The 20,661-nt window shown below is 37.0% G+C and carries 10 protein-coding genes; 1 reads left to right on the top strand and 9 read right to left on the bottom strand.

The genetic code is table 11. The annotated features are described in order from the left end of the window. Positions 1-24: 24 nt before the first annotated feature. The 3 genes from I2432_RS03735 to I2432_RS03725 form a co-directional block, all read right to left on the bottom strand. Complete coding sequence (locus I2432_RS03735) at positions 25-8,745, bottom strand: helicase-like domain-containing protein (RefSeq protein ID WP_206158989.1); 8,721 nt, start codon at positions 8,743-8,745, stop codon at positions 25-27. Between the two features lie 173 nt (positions 8,746-8,918). Continuing rightward, a complete protein-coding gene (locus I2432_RS03730) occupies positions 8,919-10,370 on the bottom strand; it encodes a DUF8451 domain-containing protein (RefSeq protein ID WP_206159073.1) in 1,452 nt (483 codons plus the stop codon). Positions 10,371-10,387: 17 nt separating this feature from the next. Next, entirely contained in the window at positions 10,388-10,567 is a 180-nt protein-coding gene (locus I2432_RS03725) for an AbrB/MazE/SpoVT family DNA-binding domain-containing protein (protein WP_009643971.1), read from the bottom strand. Positions 10,568-10,749: 182 nt separating this feature from the next. On the opposite strand from I2432_RS03725, the gene I2432_RS03720 reads away from it, so the two are divergent. Continuing rightward, positions 10,750-12,147, top strand: a complete 1,398-nt coding sequence (locus I2432_RS03720; RefSeq protein WP_115250549.1) for an ISNCY-like element ISSeq2 family transposase — start codon at positions 10,750-10,752, stop codon at positions 12,145-12,147. Between the two features lie 75 nt (positions 12,148-12,222). On the opposite strand, the gene I2432_RS03715 is transcribed toward I2432_RS03720, so the two are convergent. From I2432_RS03715 to I2432_RS03690, 6 genes are all read right to left on the bottom strand, one after another. Beyond that, the gene (locus I2432_RS03715) at positions 12,223-13,929 is read right to left on the bottom strand and encodes a DNA topoisomerase 3 (protein WP_111690008.1); all 1,707 of its coding nucleotides are present in this window, start codon (positions 13,927-13,929) and stop codon (positions 12,223-12,225) included. A gap of 94 nt (positions 13,930-14,023) precedes the next feature. Beyond that, the gene (locus tag I2432_RS03710) at positions 14,024-15,577 is read right to left on the bottom strand and encodes a CD1107 family mobile element protein (protein ID WP_111690007.1); all 1,554 of its coding nucleotides are present in this window, start codon (positions 15,575-15,577) and stop codon (positions 14,024-14,026) included. Continuing rightward, the gene (locus I2432_RS03705) at positions 15,552-15,791 is read right to left on the bottom strand and encodes a hypothetical protein (RefSeq protein WP_000711921.1); all 240 of its coding nucleotides are present in this window, start codon (positions 15,789-15,791) and stop codon (positions 15,552-15,554) included. The genes I2432_RS03710 and I2432_RS03705 overlap by 26 nt, the downstream gene beginning before the upstream one ends. A 12-nt stretch (positions 15,792-15,803) precedes the next feature. Next, positions 15,804-17,927 carry a CHAP domain-containing protein gene (locus tag I2432_RS03700; protein ID WP_165622921.1) on the bottom strand — a complete coding sequence of 708 codons (2,124 nt, stop codon included), beginning with the start codon at positions 17,925-17,927 and terminating at the stop codon, positions 15,804-15,806. A 3-nt stretch (positions 17,928-17,930) separates the two neighbouring features. Further along, a complete protein-coding gene (locus I2432_RS03695; RefSeq protein ID WP_165619934.1) occupies positions 17,931-20,360 on the bottom strand; it encodes a VirB4-like conjugal transfer ATPase, CD1110 family in 2,430 nt (809 codons plus the stop codon). Next, positions 20,272-20,661, bottom strand: a complete 390-nt coding sequence (locus tag I2432_RS03690) for a PrgI family protein (RefSeq protein ID WP_111690004.1) — start codon at positions 20,659-20,661, stop codon at positions 20,272-20,274. Before I2432_RS03690 ends, I2432_RS03695 begins: the two co-directional genes overlap by 89 nt.

Below are 20,661 nucleotides of genomic sequence, written 5' to 3'. Positions count from 1 at the left end.
TGGCATAAGGGAGCTTTTCGCTCCTTATCGTACATATTCATGTTCTTTTGTTGTTTGTTTTTCTTCTGTTTTGCTTTCATTTTGATAGGCTCTTATCTGACCTAAAATAGACGGCTTGTCCTCTGATTTTTGTGTAGTTTCTCCTTTACTATGAAGATTATCCTCGACATCATAAGTTGACTCGAAATAATCACTGTCCTTAAAGTCATTATCATAACGGTCAGCAATTCCATCATTATCTAAATCTTTTGCAAGTGGATCATAAAAGTTACCTTCATCATCAATCTCCATTCCAGTAGCTTTTCTTAATTCATCTTCATCAACTGCAACGAAAGTGCTGAATTCTCCGTTTTCCATTTCAAATTTCATAACATCAAGAGCTTTTTCAATGCTGCCATTTTCTTTGACATAATCATAATGACTTACTATAACGTCATTTACATATTGAGTAGCTGTATAATCCTCAAGGTTTAACTCAAATTGTATTCCATGCCTTTCATCAGGTGTATCGGTATAAGCGATGCCTATATGCTTCAAATCAGGATACAAGGTATTAAATTCCTCATAGCTATAATTTTCTTCATACTCTCTGTTACAGAAATCAATGATGGCTCTTTTAACATCTTCCACAAGAGGATTGTCATTTCTCTTTTCTTCCACATCTCCCATATCAAGCAGCTTATTGAGTTCTGCAAGCCTTAACACCTTATTCTTTAGTTCATCAGCCTTTTCAAAAGGCTTTTTGAGTTCTTCTTTGGCATTTTCAAGCTGTTCTTTTGTGCTTGTGAGCTTCTCCTCCAGTCTTTTCAATTTTTCAGGCATTTTCTCAAGGGCATTATCAAGTCTTGTGATATTACCGTCTGCACTTGTTCCAAGCTCTCCTGAATGCTTTGCAGCACCATTTAAACTAAAGTTATGAGCATTGGTAAAGAAGTTATAGCTTACTTCCAAATCCATATTTCTATACCTACCGATAACCTTACTTTCATTGATTTTTACGGTCTTGATAGCTTCGAGCAGTCTTTCGCCGGCTAATTTCTTATCAGTAATTTTCTCTCCAAAAATGGCAATCGAAGTAAACTTTTCCTCTCCCTCTGCTTTAGGCTCTACATTTGCTATATCTTTCTTTACAGCCTCAATTAACTTTTCCATCCTTGCGATTTCTTCAGGATAATTTTTAGCCACCTTATCCTCTAATCTGTAACGGTTGGACTTGAAGTTTGCTTCCAGCATTTTAAGTTTCGTAACTTCATTATCCAAGTCCATTTTTTCTTTAATCTTTGGATCGCCTGTCGCCAGTGCTTTAATCTCCGCATAGTTAAGGGAGCTTTCGTCCACATCTTCCGCAACTCTGACAGGCGTTTTACTTGTCATAATCTGTGAAATGAATTTCTGCTTATTCTCAATGGTCTGCCACAAATACGCATCAAAGGTATTTTCCGTTACATAGCGATAGATGTTTACTTCCTTATTTTCATTTCCCTGTCTTACGATTCTTCCGGCTCTCTGCTCAAGATCAGCAGGACGCCAAGGGACATCGAGGTCATGGAGTGCAATCAACTTGTTTTGGACATTCGTGCCTGCTCCCATCTTCTGAGTAGAGCCGAGTAATATCCTCACATCTCCTTTTCTTACCTTTGCAAAGAGTTCATCTTTTTGTTTATCTGAATTAGCTTCATGAATAAAGGCAATTTCTTCTTTCGGTATTCCCATTGCAACAAGTTTATCTCTAATATCATCATAGATATTAAATTCTCCATCGCCTTTCGGTGTGGACATATCAGAGAAAAGTAACTGTGTAGACTTGTTCTCTTTAGTCTTATCCCAAATGGCAAACACATTTTTCACGCAGACATTGACCTTACTGTCAGGATTATCGGGTAGCAAAGGATTGATTAAACGCTGATCTAAGGCAAGTTTTTTGCCGTCATTGGTTATTTTCAGCATATTATCTTCATCAGGTTCTACCACTCTGTTTCTGACATCATCAGCTCTTTCGGATAAGCTCTTTAGGATTTCCTTTTGCTCCTCACTTGGCAAAGTCTTAATAACCTCATAGTGTGCTTCAGGTGTTGGAAGATTTAGCATATCCGCTGTCTGAATATCTGCAACTTCCTTAAACATAGACATTAACTCAGGTAGGTTATAGAACTTTGAAAATCTTGTTTTAACTCTGTACCCTGTTCCCTCCGGAGATAATTCAAAGGCAGACTGTGTTTCACCAAATGTAGATGCCCAAGAATCAAAATGCTCTAAATTATTCTTTTTAAGGCTTTCATACTGAAGATAACGCTGCATGGTATAAAGCTCTGTCATGGAATTACTTACTGGCGTTCCTGTGGCAAAAACAATGCCTTTTCCACCTGTCATTTCATCCATATATCTGCACTTCATAAACATATCGGATGACTTAAAGGCTTCGCTTTGACCAATACCTGCTACATTTCTCATTTTTGTGTAGAGATAGAGATTTTTGTAATTGTGTGCTTCGTCGATAAATAGCTTATCAACGCCTAATTCCTCAAAGGTAATGACATCGTCTTTCTTAAAATCGTCATTTAATTTCTCAAGCCTTGTTTCCAACTTTTTCTTTGTCTTTTCAAGCTGTTTTACTGTAAAGTTCTGATTTCTGTCATGCTTATATTCCTCAACATAATTGATGATTTCATCAATCTGATCCTGAATATGCTTCTTCTGATATTCCTTACTCATCGGAATTTTTTCAAACTGCGTATGCCCGATTACTACCGCATCGTACTCTCCTGTTGCAATTCTTCCGATAAATCTCTTTCTGTTCTTCGGCTCAAAGTCTTTTTTATCTGCCACCATAATATTTGCCGATGGATAGAGCTGCATAAATTCTCTGCCGATTTGTCCTGTCAGATGGTTCGGCACAACAAAGAGTGATTTACTACACATTCCAAGCCTTTTAGATTCCATTGCAGAAGCTACCATTTCAAAGGTCTTTCCACTACCAACCACATGGGCAAGCAAGGTATTTCCACCATACAAACTTCTTGCAATAGCGTTTCTCTGATGAGGTCTAAGCTCTATTTTAGTATTCATTCCCTCAAAGGAAAGGTTACTGCCGTCATATTCACGATTTCTGATGGAGTTAAAACGCTCATTATATAGCTTTACAAGCCTGTTTCTTCTTTCCTGATCATTAAATATCCAGTTCTTAAATTCTTCTTTTAGAAGCTCCTGCTTTTGTCCTGCAAGGAGAGTTTCCTTTTTATTTAGTACAGAAGTTTTCGAGCCGTCAGGATTTATAATCTGGTCAAATACCTTTGTTTCTTTAAGATTTAAGGCATCTTCAATCAGCTTATAGGCACTTACTCTACTTGTACCGTAGGTCATCTCTGCAAGGTCATTTCCTCTGTCTTTGCTTTTCCCTTCAATATTCCATTCGCTTGTGAGATTTGAAAACTTAACCTTAATATCCCATCTTGCCCAGCCCGGAGTTTTCAGTGTTTCAAAGGTAAACTTTTCAATATCTTTTATCGGTATCCAAGTTGCACCAAGTCTTACATTGATTTCACTTGCTTCAAGCTCCTTTGGTAAAACTTTGGTAAGCTCCGCCTTTTGGTATTCCAATCGGTTCATTTCATAGTTTATCAGTTCTTTTTCTTTGCCATCTTCCGCATATCCAAGATGAGGTAGTTCTCTTTCCGTTTGTCTAAGTTTTGATAGATAACTGTCAACAATCGCAATCTTATCTCTGATATTTCCTGATAGGTACTCGTCTTTTGTTACATAGCCATATTTATATGAATTACTGCCATTTGCACAGGCAAAAGGTAAATCCCCATCTTCAGGGTTAAAAGATAACGGTCTGTAAAAGTTTTGTTCTTCTCTAATGTTTAGGTAGATTTCTCCCCTTAATTCTTCTATCAGAGTCGGTCTGTCTTTTCCTGTAAGACTTCCCATATACTCAAAGTCCACATAACCTTTTTCAGAAATAGATAACACAAGAGCTTCAAGGGAAGTATCTACATGGTCGATGGTCTTTGCCTTTGTAATAGTTCTCTTACTGAAAATATCGCCCTTTGCCTTAAAATTTTCTTCTTCATCAAGGATTTCTATGGAGGAAACAAGTGGGAAGTTACTATCTTCTTTTAAGGCTCTGGTATTAGAAAGGTTATTGACATAGCCATGCTTTTTAGAAAAACTGTCATAAACTTCATTTAACTTCTCCTGAGCGTTCTTTACTTCATCATCGGAAAAATCTTCCTTTTGCTTGTAAATTACATCTTTTAGAACATCATTTAACTCAAGATAATCCTTAATCTTTTCCTTATTTTTCTCCGTTACTTCTTTCTTTACGAAAAGTGAGTTTTCTCTGTAATACACCTCATCATCAATAATGGTATATGAAAAATTTTTGACATCATCCGTTGCAGGTATTGTGCTGATTTCATCATCAAGTAGCTCTATTTCTTCATACTTTGCCTCTTTAGAGATTTCTTCGCTTGCTTTTGTAAGTAATTCCTTTAAGTCAGCATTTTCTTTTGGAAGGCAAGCTATCGTATTTCCAAATCTTCCTGGTACTTCCTCCATACTTCCAAGCACCATCTCAGGATGATCCACAAAGTATTTGTTATATACAAGTCCCTTTTCATCTTCAGATAGATATATCCAGTCCTCATCCCTTTCCCTGATACTATCTCTTTTCTTTAGGAAAATAATATCTGATGTTACTTCCGTTCCGGCAACTCCCTTAAAGGTATCATTTGGAAGTCTGATAGCTCCTAAGAACTCTGCTCTTGCTGCAATGTAACGTCTGACACTTTCGTCCTTTTTATCCATTGTTCCTGAAGATGTAATAAAGGCGATGATGCCGCCATTTCTGACTTTATCAATGGATTTCGCAAAGAAATAATCATGGATAAGGAAATTATTTTTGTTATACTCCCTGTCATTTACCTTATATTCTCCAAAGGGAACATTGCCGATAACTGCATCAAAGAAGTTATTTGAAAAGGTAGTTTCTTCAAATCCCTTAATCTGCACTTCACTTTCAGGATATAAGAGCTTTCCAATACGACCGCTTACTGAGTCAAGTTCAACTCCATAAAACTTTGATTTACTCATTTCATCGGGAAGATTACCGATAAAGTTTCCAACTCCCATACTTGGCTCTAAGATATTACCGCTCTTAAATCCCATATCGGAAAGCGTCCTATACACTCCGTCAATAACGGTTTTCGGTGTGTAAAAGGCTGTTAAGGTTGACTCCCTTGCAGCCTCATATTCAGATGGTGATAGATTTTCCTTTAAGAAACTTCTTGCAACTTCCCATTGTCCCTCTTTACTTTCATCAAACACATCAGCAAGTCCGCCCCAGCCTACATATTTTGCTAAAACTTCCTGAGCTGTACTGTCAAGCTCTCTTTGTCCGCTCTCTACACGATTAAGCATAGAGATTGCTTCAAGGTTGTTATTCAGTCTTTCGCTTGGAGATAACTTTTCAGGAAGTGTTTCTTCTGTAATTTTGAAGTTATGTGCTTCCGTTTTCTTTACTTCCACTCCCTCAATAGTCTTTTCAGGTTTCGTATAGGTTAGATTTTCAAATATCCTATTAAGATCACTTTCAAGACGGTAAGAAATTACATCGGAGCCTGTTATCATACCGCCAAGATATTCGGTATTGTCCTTAACCGTTACTGTCTTTAGATTATTTCCCATATCATCAAAGCGTGTTATGGTATAGTCTTTATCCTTGTATCTGACTTCATCACCAACAATAAAGATAGGTCTTTCAAGACTTACCTGCTTTAATAAATCCTCATTATCATCAAATGCTACAATTGGGATTTGATGGTTTCCACTTCTTATCGGATCAAGCCATAAATCATTTCTTCCTGTGATTTGGTTTTTAGCAATCTCCCTTACAGTGTATTCTTCATGATTAAAATAGACGGTATCACCTGCTTTAACTTCAAATTCATCTGAAAGACTTTCCTTTTCTTCATTAAGCTCTACTTCTTCTCTTTCTTTGAGGTAATCAAATAGTGTTCCCTGAACAGGTGTTACAGCTACTCTTTCTTCTACTTCTTCAGGTGCTTCAAGCTCTGTTTCTTCTTCAAAACTAAGCTCTCCGTTAAAGACTGATTGAAGCTCCTGCTCATCCATCTGCTTGACAAGTTCCGTATCTTTGAGTTCGCTAAAGGTCTTTGGAAAATCTTCTAAAATAAGCCTTTGGGCATTTAATTCTTTCAATTCTTCAAGATTGAAATATCCCCATTCAGGTTCAATCCCAAGTACAAGTCCAAAGGCATCACCACTTTCCCTATCGTATTCTGTCATATACCAAGTCCAATTACTTCTAAACGGAATGATATATGCAGCATGAACCTGTTTATCAGCTAAAGCAACATCTTCCTGTGCATAAAGCTCGGGAACTCTTTTAAGCATTTCATCGGTCATTAAGTTTTCAGGATCATCTTTAGAATAATATTGTGGTGCTTTTGATTCTTCTATCTCTGTCTTGCTCTCTATTTTCTTTTCTTCATACAGATTTTTAGAAAGCAGCTCATCAATATGCTTTGCCACACTTGACCAAGTAAGAAATACATCACTGCAATCTTTCTTTTGTAATTTAAGTCCCTTAGCATCGTGCCATTCATCACTTCCCATTTCCCCTGAAACAGCATGAGAGCTTCCCCCAATGCCATACTCATCTTTTAAGAAGTTAGCCTTTTCTTGAAGTGTATGGTTTTCTTTGAAAAATTTTGTAATTCGCTCTTTTCCCTTATCTATTCCGCTTCCTCTTGAAATAGTAGCTTTGACTTCATCTTCTGTAATAAAAGAGTTTACTTTAGGAAGCTCTGTCAGATTGGTACTATATTCCTTTCGTGGCAGCTCAAGTTCCTGTAATCTCTGATAAAGGCTATCTACCTTGCGGTAGTGAAATCTTAGTACATCTCTATTTTCTTTATATCCTGCTAAAAATCTGCTGTATTCTTTGATCGTTTCTTTCAGATACTCAGGATTTTTTAATGCCTCAGACAATCTTTTCGTTTCTTCCGGAAATCCACCACCTCTTTCAAAAAAGCTAAAATACCCTTGCTCTTCTCCTGCCTCACTTAAATCATGAGTTAGATACCATAGGGATTCTGAAATTCTATCTCTTTCATAATCAAGTGCTTCAGAAATTTCTATATTTGTGGCAAAGCCTCCACTATTAAGAAGCTCATTTATTCTACTTGCTGCTTCATTCCAACTTAAAATTTGTGCATCATCTTCTCTTGCCGAAGTCCCATAAGCTAAATGAATACCTTTATCCGAATACCAGGAAGATACCTCTCTTTCATCAATGTAAAATCCATTTCCTCCTCTAAAGGTATCTTTGAGGTATTTTCCCAATTCTTCATTTCTCTTTCCTTTAGAAAACTCAGCAATGATAGGAAGTCTGCCGCCATCATGGTTTCCTCCGTTAATAAGGATAGTATCTATGTCTTTCTGATTAAGAGGAACAGTAAGCCTCATCTGTCCATAAGAATTTTCAGGTAAAGAAAAAGAAGCCTTATCAGCTTCTCTTATCTCTACCTCAGTATTTTCTTTTAGATTTCCACTACTTCCTTGATGGTCATCTCTTTTAGTGCTGAAATCATCGCCCCATATTGCGGATTGTTCTCGCCCTCTATCTTCCAAGCTGCCATCAGCTTCGGCTTCTCTGCTCTCATAAACTCTATCGCTTGTTTCTGAATATCCATCAGATAATTTGTCAGCTTCTTCTCCTTGTATAGATCCACTAACATCTCGAAGTGGCTCTGCTCCTCGCTCTGTGAAAGGAAATCCAGCCTCATCACTGCGTATATCGGATTCGGAAATTCTTTCATGAAGTCCGTCTGTTCCTCTAAGCTGTTTAGCGTATTCTCCCTGATTTTCTCTATTATCTCGTCCGTACTCTCCATTTCGGAGAACTCGCTCGTTTTCATTTCTTTTCTGATCATCTCGTCGAAGTACATTTTCTTCTACCTCCTCAATTTCTTCTCTAATCTTATTATATCCTGCTTCTTTTCTTCTTAAAACTTCTTTGTCAAGCTCTTTACTTTTCTGAATGGTCGCATCAATGATATTTCCGCTAATATCCGATACAGTTTCACCAAGACTCATAAGAGATATACTATCAAGCATTACAAAACTTTCTCTTAAAAGTTCACTATCCATAGGATAATCAAGCTGAAACCTTGAAGCTATGGCATAGCTCACTGAATCTCTCACAAACTTTGTAAAAGATATTCTATCTTCATCTGCTATTCTAAGTTCATTCATAAGGCTGTCTATCTTTTCATCATCATAAAGCCTGCTTAAAGAAAAGATATTTTCTAAGATACTTTCACTCTCTTCATATCCCTCACTTTTTATCATTTTCTTTAAGACATCCCTATGAGCTTCTTTGTCAAACTTCCAAAGATTTACTTCGTTGACATCTCTGTTTCTTGAAACTGTCTGACCTATATCAAAGATATAGTCCACTTTCTTGTATGTGCCATAGTCCTCTAAAATAGGGATACCTTTCTGTCCTCTCATAACGGTACGATTAAAGCGTTCCCTCCAATAGTCGAACTTGGCGCAGGCTGTCGCTTCAGGATTTTTATCATAGATACTTAACTGACTTCTAAAATCGTATCTTTGATTATTTCCGACAACCTTTAAGAGCTTCAGGTATTCTGCTTCACTTTGCAAAATATCTTGTTTTACAAGCTCCAAAATGTTATGAAAATCATTTATTCGCATTTTTACCTCCTTCTTTTTTTCAAATAAAAAAGGCGGTTAAATTTTACTCTAATCACCTTTTGATTCTGTGTATTGCAACTTGCTGCAACTTAATTTTTCTACTACAAAGCCTTATTGCATGGTACTTTTAGACATTAATTACCTACTAAAAATCATGGCTCTGCAACTTAATTTTACTCATTAAGTTCCCAATGACCATTATTTCCACTACCTACATACTTCAGGTTATCTATTTCTTTTATAGCCCTTTCAATAGTCTTTACGCTAACCCCAGCTTCATCTGCAATAGCTTTTCTTGTAATCCTATCATTGCTTCTTACTTTTTCTTTGATGAACTCTACGAGGACTACCTTATCGTGAGCGACATCCTGAGCGACACCCTGAGCGACATCCTGAGCGACACCCTGAGCGACACCCTGAGCGACATTGTCGCCTCCAACTTTCTGCGTCGCTATCTTCTTCAAAGGAATAATCGTTCTGAATATATCTCCCTCCTCAAACAACGGATTTTGTCCTGAATAAAGCTGTGTGTACTTGTAAGTGTTTCTCATTCCTGAACCAAGTTCATCTGCAAGACCTATTTCTCTAAAGATCTTTGATATAGCAGGGTTTTTAGGAAATGGCTCAAATTTCTGCAAGTCTAACGCTCCCATACCATGAGCTAAGTTACTGTTTTCAACAGTAATTTTCTCATCATCAATAATCATCTTTGCAGGATACCCACTTGAATAATCCCTATGAGCCAATGTATTGGAAACTATCTCTCTAAGTATCCTATCTCTTGCATTGACATTTACAATTCCGTCCAATACAAATAAATCATTCAAATGCTTTTGCCCAAACTCAATAAGCCTGTCATAACTATCAATCAGATTTGTTATGACAACATCTCTATCATCATATCTATCCTTGTTTTCAACTCTGAATATTGCATCTGTTTTGTGCTGCGGAAGGACAGACATAATAGAGTTGTCTTTTCCAAATAACAGAATAGCAGCTAATGTAATTCCCTCACGCTTTGTTTCCGGATCGGTCAGTATCAAATTGGCACTTCTAAGAAGTTCTTCATTGCTCATATTCTCCCAAACATGATTTTTATTTCGGGAAACAGCCATTTTTTTAGCTTTATCAATGACAGAAGCATCAAGAAAATCAATATCAAGATTCGGATATACTTTATTAACAAAATAGCTTCCTTGCTTTCTTGCGTATAGCTTATATACAAGTTCGGAATGGTCTGTTATATTGATGTCTCCCTCATAAGACCTATCCCAAATTCTTCCATTATGCCTACACACCTGATAGCCTTCCGGAACTCTGATGTAAATTACTTTTTTCTCGTCTATATCAAAGATTTCAGGTAGTAAATAAAGTGGTGGATACATCTTTTGCGGATTATTGATTGCCGTAGTAAATTCCTTAATCACTTTATCAACTTTCTCTTTACTAACACCAACAATCTCTCTTTTATCATTTACACCAAGTAAAATATGTCCACCATTTCTATTATTGAAAGAGCATACTGTATCAAAGACATCTTTGGTTAAAGCATTTTTGGATTCTTTAAACTCGACATCTATCTTCTCTCCATTTTGAATTAACTTCTTTATTTCATCTATCATAATCTGCTTTTTCACCACCTTTATTTCCCAATGTTTTCTTCAATAAAAACTTTGGAATTTTGAATTTCAACTCTATCTTTATTGACTACAAAAGTAACATAGTCTCCATTTTCTAAATTCAAAAGTTCTCTTATCCTTTTCGGGATAGTAACCTGTCCTTTTGCCATAACTTTTGCAGTATCCATAAATATATCTTTCATACTTACTTCCTTTCGCCCTACTTTTCCTACAAAAGATTATAACACTTTTAGGACATTTTTTCCACTCTGAAATTAGTTGTCTCTTACTTACTTATCATTCGAAAGTGATAATGTCTTAGCTAGGTCGAATGTGAAAATGTCCCGTCTGTTAAACTAGAAAGATGAGGAAAATAGAACTAACTATGATAGAGTCAAAGAAATACCTAGTCATCAAAGCTGTTTGTGAGGGTAAAAAGCAGAAAAATAGAGCTTGTGTAGAATTAGGGTTAAGCAAGAGGCAGGTGAACCGATTGATACTAGCCTATCAAGAGAAAGGAAAGTCAGCTTTCGTTCATGGTAATAGATCAAAAAGACCAACTCATGCCATGTCTTTAGAAACAAAGAGAAGGATTATCGAGAAATATCAAAGTTACGGTGATTTAAGACCAAATGTTGTTCATTTCTGCGAACTACTAGCGGAAGAAGAAAACATCGCCTATTCAGATACAACTGTTAGAAAACTACTCTACCAAGCAGGGTTTCTATCTCCAAAGACTCAACGAGCAACGAAAAGACGATTGAAACAAGAAGCCAAACAAAAGAAAAGGGAGGCAGAAAAAAGAGGATCCAAACTCCCAACTGCTTCCAACTTCTTTGAAGAACCTGACAAAGCTCATCCCAGCCGAGCAAGAAAGAAATTCAAAGGGGAACTCATTCAAATGGATGCCAGTCAATTCCCTTGGTTTGGACAACAGGAAACACACCTTCATGTCGCTATTGACGATGCCTCCGGTGATATTGTCGGGGCTTACTTTGATACTCAGGAGACGCTAAACGGGTATTATCATGTCTTAGAACAGATTCTAGAGGTACATGGTATCCCTTTCCAATTCCTTACTGATAAAAGGACTGTATTCACTTATGCTTCCAGTCAGTCTAAAAAGATCGAGGAAGATACCTTTACACAGTTTGGATATGCTTGCCATCAGCTTGGTATTGCCATTGAAACGTCTTCTATCCCTCAAGCTAAAGGGCGTGTAGAACGTCTTAATCAGACCCTTCAATCGCGTCTACCAATTGATTTACAGAGGAATCAAATTACCAGCATCTCTCAAGCGAATCGTTATCTTAAGAGATGGATTAAACGATTTAACAAGCAGTTTGGTGGACTGGCTAGTGAGTCTGTTTTTGAGAAAGCACCTAAACCAGCCCAGCGAAACCTACTGTTAGCGAGAATCTCTGAAAGAGTAATTGATAGTGGGCATCATATTCGATATCAAAACAACTTCTACTTGCCCGTCGAAGGGGATAAAGAAATCTATTTTACGCGTAAGACAAAAGCACTTGTGATTGAGGCATTCGATGGAGACATCTACCTTAATATCGCAGACAATATTTATGCCACTAGAAAGTTACCAAAACACGAGAAGCACTCCAAAGAATTCGAAATGGTGCCTAAAACTAAAAAAGAAAGACGCAAGTATATTCCACCACAATCCCATCCGTGGAAACTTGCATCTTTCAAACAATACCTTCATAAAATCGGAAAATCTTATGAAGAATTCCAGCGTGAGAAGAATTCTTCTCACCCACAATTATAACAGATTTTTCACTTATCTAACCGATTTTTTCAAGACATTGTCATTTTCGATTGACACTCTGAAATTAGTTGTCTCTTACTTACTATATGTCAGAACAACCTCTCTTATCTCATTTTCAATCGCTTCTAAAAATTCTTCCTTTGATGTTTTCCCCTGTGCAATCTCTGTAAGCTGCATTTCCCACTTTGAAGTAGTTTCTGCTGACTTAAAGGTATCAGATACTATTGTTACAAGACCGATCCCCTTATGCGTGGCTACAAGATTTTTCTTATCTCTTTCTACAAAGCCTTTATAGATTAGATTTTCAATAATACCTGCCCTTGTTGCAGGTGTTCCAAGCCCTTTTCTTTCCACTTCTACACCTTTTTCAAGTGCGTCATTTCCTGCAATCTCCATAGACTTTAGAAGCGTATCTTCAGTAAAGTGTTTCGGAGGTTGGGTAAATTTTTCTTTTATCTCTTTATTTTCAATGCTTAAAACATCACCAACACTTACATCAGGCAGCACAGCATCTTCACTCTTTTTTGATTTGTATTCTTTAAGGTATTTGCTAAAGCCTTCATCCTTAATTACCTTACCTGAACTTGTAAATTCAAAACCGTCAAATGAAGCTACTATCTTTGTTGTATTTTCAATGAGTGGATAGCCTACACTTGCATGGAGCTTATTAGAAATAAGCCTATATACCTTTACTTCACTCTCAGGAATATTTGATAAATCCTCACTTAGCGAGCTTACTGTCGGAATAATAGCGTGATGATCTGTAACCTTTTTAGAATCAAATACTACCTTAATACGCTCTGTATCAAAGTCATTTTTACCCAAAATGTTATTGACCGTACTTACAATCATATCCTCTGTTAAACACCTGCTATCCGTTCTTGGATAGGTGATGAGCTTTTTCTCATAAAGGCTTTGAGCATAATCAAGTGTCTGCTTTGCTGAATATCCAAAATATTTATTGCATTCTCTTTGAAGTGTTGTAAGGTCAAATGGAAGCTCAGGTTTTGTGATTTTCTCTTTTTGAATGACATCAGTTATTTCAATATTATCGCCAACTAAATTGATTAGCTGTTCTGCGGTTATTTCATCATCAATTCTGTCTGTCGATAGTGTAAAGCCGTTCATAGAAAGTTCTACGGTGTAGTATTTTTCTTTCTTGAAATTATTTATTTCATCATCTCTTTTTACAATCATGGCAAGAGTCGGTGTCTGAACTCTGCCAACAGAGTAATTTTGCTTATATAGGCAAGAATAGAGCCTACTGATGTTCATACCGACAAGCCAGTCTGCTACTGCTCTTGCCTGTGCTGATTCAAAGAGATTATCATAGTCCTTTCCATCTTTTAGATTATCAAATCCCTCTTTAATCGCACTATCTTCCATAGATGAAATCCATAGGCGTTTCATTTTCTTTTTGCATTTCGCTTCGTTATATACAAGCCTAAAGATAGCTTCTCCCTCACGCCCTGCGTCGCAGGCATTGATAACCATATCAATCTCTTTATCATTCATCAGCTTTTTAAGAGTGTTAAACTGCTTCTTGGTTGACTTTGCAACTTCATACATATATTCTCTTGGAATAATCGGCAAGTCCGCCATATTCCATTTAGCATACTTTTCATCATAAGAATCGGGATTTGCCATTTGAATTAAATGACCAACGCACCAGCTTACCCTATATCCGTTTCCCTCATAATATCCGTCTTTCTTTTTATTTGCTCCAATAACCTTTGCAATGGAGATTGCAACACTTGGTTTTTCTGCAATGACTAACTTCATCCGTATTTTCCTCCTGTTATAAATCAAAATAGGGCGAAAGATATTACTCTCCCGCCCCAACTTTGCACCCAAAATCATATGTTTTTAGGTGCGTTTATTCCTCATCTTCTACTTCATCTGCATCATTTGTTTCTTCTTCACTTTCTGCTTCAGAAAAGAAATCATCATCTTCCTCCTCTAAGGCTTCAAGCTCCTTATCTTCTTTCTTTTTTACAACCTTAAAGTAGTAGCCTGCTCCTAACGCACCACCTACTACAAGAAGCAGAATAATGTATGTCCCTAAACTGCTCTTTTCCTCTTTTTTCTCAGGCTTTACTTCTTCTTTGACAGGTTCTTCTTTTACTACTTCCTGCTTTGGTGCTTCTTTTTTCTCTACCATATTCAGTAAATCATCTTCAGATACTTCTGTAAGAAGCATTACATTCTCACTACCCTCATCATGATTGATGATAAGATGAAAAGTCTTACCGTTTTTTGTTTGAAAGGTAATAAACTGCCTTGCATCTGCTGAATACTGATCCGTTTCTTTGTTATCACTGCTATCTCCATGATGAATTGGATAGTCCTTGTTTGCATTATCCTTATTTTCTGTAACGGATGCTCTTGCCTTTGATGGAGCTGAAGCCACTCCCTTATTGGTATTTACATTAGTGCTTGCAGAGTCCATAGATGAATCCTGACCACTATTATTAGCAGGTGCTTTTGCTGTCAGCTTATTGGGATAACGAACTTCCTTTTCTTTCTCCTTTACTTCTGTTTTACCTGTATCTTTTGTAGTATTGCCGGAGCTTACTGTATCAGATGAGCCTTTACCGGAACTACTTATAGAAGTTTGTGGTGTTTGAGAAGAAATACCTGAGCTTGTCTTAATACCAGAAATAGGACTAATCGGTGTAATTGACTGCGGTGTTACAGGAGCTTTATTTGTTTCCACAGCCTTTTTCTCAAGCTCTTTAACCTTTTCAGATAGCTTATCTATTTCCTTTTTCATATCTTCTGATAAGTCTTTGTTTCCCTTATCTTTCTTCATTTTTTCTTTCAGACTTTCAATCTCATCTTCAAGGTCTTTGATTTTTTCTTTCTGCTTATTACTCAACTTATCCTTGTCTTTAAGCTCACTATTTAACTTATCAAATTTTTCCTGAAGCTCTTTAGCCTCTTTTTCCATCTTAGAAATATCGTCTTTAGAAAGCTCTGTCTGTGTGCCTTTATCCTCCGTTTTTGTAGCTTCTGTTTGCGTGCTTTCGTCCTGCTTTGGTTTTTCTTCTTCCGTTTGCGTTTCCTTATCCTTAACCTCAGTCTTTGCTACCTTACGGATAATTTCATCATTTCCATCTCCCTTTACTTCATAAAACAGGAATTCATCAATAAATTTCATATCATCAGGGAGCATTGGAAGATCGCCACTATCAAGAAGCTGTCCTTTCTCTGCCTTAATCTTTTCTTCCTTAAATACCTTTTCATCTTCAAAGATATACTTTACATTTACTTCAACTTCCGTTTGGACAGCTTCGTTTTTTGTAGGAGCGTCAGAGCTTTTCTCCTTGGCGTAAACAACCGTCCAAAGTCCTAAAATGCAGCTAATACTTACAATTACTGCAAGTGCTGCTGTCCAAAATTTATTATTCTTTTTCAAACTGGTTTTCATTTGTCCTCTCCTTTTTCAGTTCTGCTTTTTCTCTGTTTACCTTTGCCATCAAATCACTGATTGTGATGTTGTTCTTTCTGCAAATGGCAATGATTTCTTCATTTTCAAGTTCTTCTTCACGAATAAATAAAGGCTCCAATTCTTCATCAATCAGAGCCTTTTTATCCTTTAACTTTTTTATTCTATTTTTTACTGCTGTCAGTTCTTTTTTCACATTGTTCCCTCCTTATCTGTTTACATTTGGTGGAAAACCAAAGCCTACCGGATGGTGTTTACAAAAAGTCGCAATCCAATCATCTAAAGTAGTTACTCTTATATAACCGATATTATCAATAACCTTGCCGTCTCCGATATAGATTCCGACATGACCATAGGTAAGTCCTGCTGTGCTTCCGCTACTGCTGCTTTCTACCGCTACAAGCATTCCTACCTTGAGCTTTGACCTATCGGATGTAAAGGTATAGTTTCGATACATATCATTAGCATTTCCTCCGATATATCCAAGTCCCGCATTTTGGTAAACTTGCGATACCCACATGGCACACCAGCCTGCACCCGGAGATGGAGTGATATATGCAGCATTAACAATCTTCTTTTGTACTTCCGAAGATGCCTCATACTCTTTCCCACCACCTACACCGCCATTAGAGCTAATAAGGTCGGTATTTCCAAAGGCTTCTCCCATATTTCCTTGTGCAAGGAATAAGGCTTCATAATGCTTTAGATTATCTGGATAGTTTGCAAAGACCTGTCGGATAATGCTATCCATCTCTTTTTTATGAAGCGTTACAATGAGTTTTTTGTACTCATAGGGTTCCTCGTGGCTTTCGGTATATTCATTGCCATCTTCATCGGTATAGGTTTCTGTAACTGTCCTGTATCTGATTTCAATTTCTTCCCTGTATTCAAGGTCATACATGGACTCAAACAATTCTTTTAATATGGATTCTACTTCCGATACATTCTTTACCTCTCCGCATCTTGATGTAATGTAGGATAAAAGCTCATGGACATTATGACCGATGTACTCTGTGTTATTTAAGATGTATTCATCATATCCGGGATAATTTTCTTCTACATGATCAACCTCACTTTGAAGCTCACTCTCCATAGCAGAAAACTTCTGATTGATTTCACTTAGGACATTTGGCTTTGATAAATAGCTTGTTGTAAGGACAGAGCTTGTTGAGTTCATAAAGCCTGTCATGCTTGTTCCTGCAAAGTTAATCACAAAAGTTCCCAAGATAATGATACCTATGAAGATAAGCATAAGTCCTTTTGCTTTTCGGATAATCATATCCTTTGAGCCTTTAAGCGTTCCAATTAGACCTTCTTTGATTCGATCTCTAAGTCTTGACTTATTCTCACGAGAAATCGCTGCCTTTACCTGATTTTTCTTTTGAAATCTTTTATAGACACTTGCTCTTTTATACTCATCTGTCTTTTTCAGTTCCTCTTTGGCATCACGAAACTCTAACTTTGATTTACGCTTTCTGATTTTATAGTCCTTATTTGTAAGGTCATATCCTTTTTTAGCTCTTTTCTTATCTGAGTATCTCTTAATACCATGAATGAGCTTGGAACTTGCGTCCGCCGTCTTTTCTCCTGCTTCTACGCCTTTATTTTCATCGCTTCCATGAGATAAATAATCTCTTACGGTTTCACTTCCTTTAGCAAGTCCTGACAGGGCAGATACTTTTACCATATCTTTCTTCAGCTTTTTCTTTTGATCTTTCGATAGGCTAATATTTTCTTTTTCACTTACAGCATCCTTCCCTGCCTTGTTGCCCTCAGATTTATTTTCCTTTGGCACATCATCTTTTTTCCTTGTATAGAGGCTTTCGGAATAGTTTTTCCTCTTATACATACTCTTTTGAGCCTTATGATTTTTAGAGGAACTTCCAATAAACTCATCTTTTTTATGAAGATTGTCATCTACATCATAGGTCGACTCAAAGTAGTCGCTGTCCCTAAAATCATTATCGTATCTGTCTATGATTCCATCATTATCAAGGTCTTGTCCTAAAGAATCATAGATTTTTCCGTTCTTTACCTCAGTATCATAGTCAGCCTTTCCTGCTTCATTTACACTTCCCTTATCAGAAGCTCTATACTTTGCATTTCTTTTGGAAGTCCCCTCTATTTTCTCATTATCAGAGCTTACCTTACTTATCTTTTCATGTACTTTATCCTGAAATCTTTCTTTATCATGGACGATTTTCCCTCTGTAATCATCGCTGTGCTTTAGCTTACTTTCTTCAGGTATAGAGCTTGTTTCATCTTTTAACATCTCCCTTTCAAGACTTGCCTTATGCCTTTCTCTAAAATCTTTTTTCAGCTTCCCATCCATAAGCTACCTCACTTCTTCAGGCTTGGTAGTCATCTTCTGATAAAGAATTGTGTCTTTCGGAAACTTATCAAGGAAAGGCACAATGGTATTTCCAAAGAAAAGTAATCCCTCGCCCTCATTGGAGTTGGTTACATACCGAAGCTGTGGAAGTGAGATTTTAAGTTTTCTTGCAAGTATTTCCCTATCTCCCGAAGCCTGATTTAGCATTAAGACAAAGTCCGTATTATCAAAGATGTTTTCTATCTCCTTACTCATAAGTAGGTCTTTGACATTTTGCGTAATACCTGTTGGGATACCTCCCCATTTTCTGAAACGCTTCCATATCTCAACCGAGTATGAAGCTGTCTGCTCATCTTTTAATAGCAAGTGAAACTCATCTATATAGTACCTTGTAGCCTTGTTTCCTCTGTTTTGCGATACCTTATTCCACACCTGATCCTGAATGACAAGCATACCGATTTTTTTAAGCTGGCTTCCAAGCTCTTTAATATCAAAGCACAGCAGCTTCTTATTTAAGTCCACATTTGACCTGTGATTAAAGACATTAAGAGAACCTGATACATATATTTCCATCTCCGTTGCCAGCTTCTTACCAACCTTTTCTTCCTGCCCTTTTAACATATCGTATAGGTCTTGAAGAATCGGCATATTACAAGGCTCTGGCTCTTCAAAATACTTTTCATAAATTTTAGGAAGGCATCTATCTATAACCGACTTTTCTTCTGCTGTAAGTCCACTTCCTCCAACTACAAGTTCAAGCATGGACATAATGAAATTTGCCTTGTCTTTAAGAGGTGCATCTCCATCGCCATAGTTCATGTTTATATCAAGGGGATTTAAGTAGTCTTTTGACTTACTGCTGACCTTTATCACTTCTCCCTTAAACTGTCTTACAAGGTTTCCATACTCTCCCTCCGGATCGCAAATAATCACATCATCGTCCGTTACTAAAATCGCATTTGCCATCTCCCTTTTAGCACTAAAGGATTTACCACTTCCGGGAGTCCCTAAAATTAAGCCGTTTGGGTTCTTTAATTTCTTCCTGTCCGCCATAATCAGGTTATGACTTAAAGCATTTAGTCCATAGTACAGACTGTTACTTGAGTTGATAAAAAGTTCCTCTGTGGTAAATGGCATAAAGACTGCTGTTGATGATGAGGTTAGCCCTCTATCTATTTCAATCTTGTTTACCCCAAGAGGCAGCACGCTCACTAAGCCTTGTTCCTGCGTATGGTCAAGTCTTTTCAATTTACAGTTATGCTTGTTTGCAATGGAGCTTATCTGAGCTATGGTGTTATCGAGCTTTTGCACTGTCCTTGCAAAATTCATAAAGACAATACTTACAACAAACATACGCTCATCTCTTGTCTGTAAATCTTTTAAAAGACTTTTTACATCTTCTCCGTAAGTAATTAAATCACTTGGAAGAATGTCCATGTCATAGCCTGACCTTACAGCTTTCTTGTTTTCCTCAATTCGCATCTTATCAATATCGGTGTTTTTTCGTTTTACCATCTTGATGGCTTCTGACTGATCAATCGCCTTAATATGAAAAGATATATTGATGTTATCATCAATATCCAAAAACTCTGATAGCATACGGTCTGAAAGCTCACTTGCAAGGATTTGAAAATGACTTGTTGCTCCGATAAACTTCCCAAACTTAAAATACCTTGAAGGTATAAAGTTAAATTCATCAGGCACGATATATGTCTTGGTACTCTCCTTTTTCTTCAGGTCTTTGTAGGAAAACTCAAAGGTCTTATTCGGATTTAATATATCGTGAAGTATCTTTAGCCTTTCCTCTCCTGTAAGGCTTTCAGCTCTTACCCCCATGCTTTTGAGATTAGATAGTATATCTATCTCCAGTCTTTCAAGTTTTGATGTAGCCTGCTCTAAATTATCAGCTTCTACTGTAAAGGTTACATACTTTGATTTTTTCAGTCCGTTATTTCCCTTTACAATCTGACTTTTTAGCATCTCTCTAAACTCAAGTCGTATATCATCAAAACCGTCCCCTTTATCCGGTATCTGAATTGCCGATTTCATTTCTTCGTTTCGTCCAAGCTGATTGATGTAGGAAAACTCAATCGCTATGCTTGGATCAAAGGAATTTAGAAAGTTTGCAAACTGATTAAAAATCAAATCCCTATCTTCATCTAAAGCAAGCTGATAGTTAATGTCCTGAAAGGCTATGCTTTTACTGAAGTGCTTTTCATCGAGCTGGCATATCCCACTTTTTAAGAGTCTGAGATAGGGAATGGTATCTTCTACCGTATATCTTTTCTGTTCTTTCTTAAAGATAAGATCAAGGATTCCTCCCTTGTCTTTTTTTGACTTAATATTACTTTTCTTTAAGTCCTGTTTTTGATTTCTTAACGCCTTTTTGTTTTCTTCTAACTTTAGTTGCTGAATTTTTCTGTTCTTGTTCAAGGTAAACCTCCTTTCTCACTCTCTTTGCCGGCTGATAAAACTTATGAAGATAGACATGCTTAAAATATTTCTCAAAGGTCAGTCCATCCTTTTCAAAAAGTGTGATGAAAAAGATTGGAAGTGTGGACACAATCAGAAATATGACAGCTATATCGTTTGGTACTACCTTTCTCATAAATAAATAGACCGGTATTCCAACAAGTCCTGCAATGGTAAATCCTATGAGCTGCCTTTTCGTTAAGTTAAATGCTACCTTTGTCTTAACCTTCTTTAAGTCCTTTGGGATTGGTACATACGCCAT

The organism is Streptococcus equi subsp. zooepidemicus (genome assembly GCF_015689395.1).
Taxonomy (GTDB): Bacteria; Bacillota; Bacilli; order Lactobacillales; family Streptococcaceae; genus Streptococcus; species Streptococcus equi.
Note: the sequence above shows the minus strand (reverse complement) of the source record. Positions and strands in the feature narration are given on the sequence as shown.

Coding starts and splice junctions, on each gene's coding strand:
- I2432_RS03735 (WP_206158989.1), bottom strand. CDS start 8,745: ATGCGAATAAATGATTTTCATAACATTTTGGAGCTTGTAAAACAAGAT.
- I2432_RS03725 (WP_009643971.1), bottom strand. CDS start 10,567: ATGAAAGATATATTTATGGATACTGCAAAAGTTATGGCAAAAGGACAG.
- I2432_RS03720 (WP_115250549.1), top strand. CDS start 10,750: ATGATAGAGTCAAAGAAATACCTAGTCATCAAAGCTGTTTGTGAGGGT.
- I2432_RS03715 (WP_111690008.1), bottom strand. CDS start 13,929: ATGAAGTTAGTCATTGCAGAAAAACCAAGTGTTGCAATCTCCATTGCA.
- I2432_RS03710 (WP_111690007.1), bottom strand. CDS start 15,577: ATGAAAACCAGTTTGAAAAAGAATAATAAATTTTGGACAGCAGCACTT.
- I2432_RS03700 (WP_165622921.1), bottom strand. CDS start 17,927: ATGGATGGGAAGCTGAAAAAAGATTTTAGAGAAAGGCATAAGGCAAGT.
- I2432_RS03690 (WP_111690004.1), bottom strand. CDS start 20,661: ATGGCGTATGTACCAATCCCAAAGGACTTAAAGAAGGTTAAGACAAAG.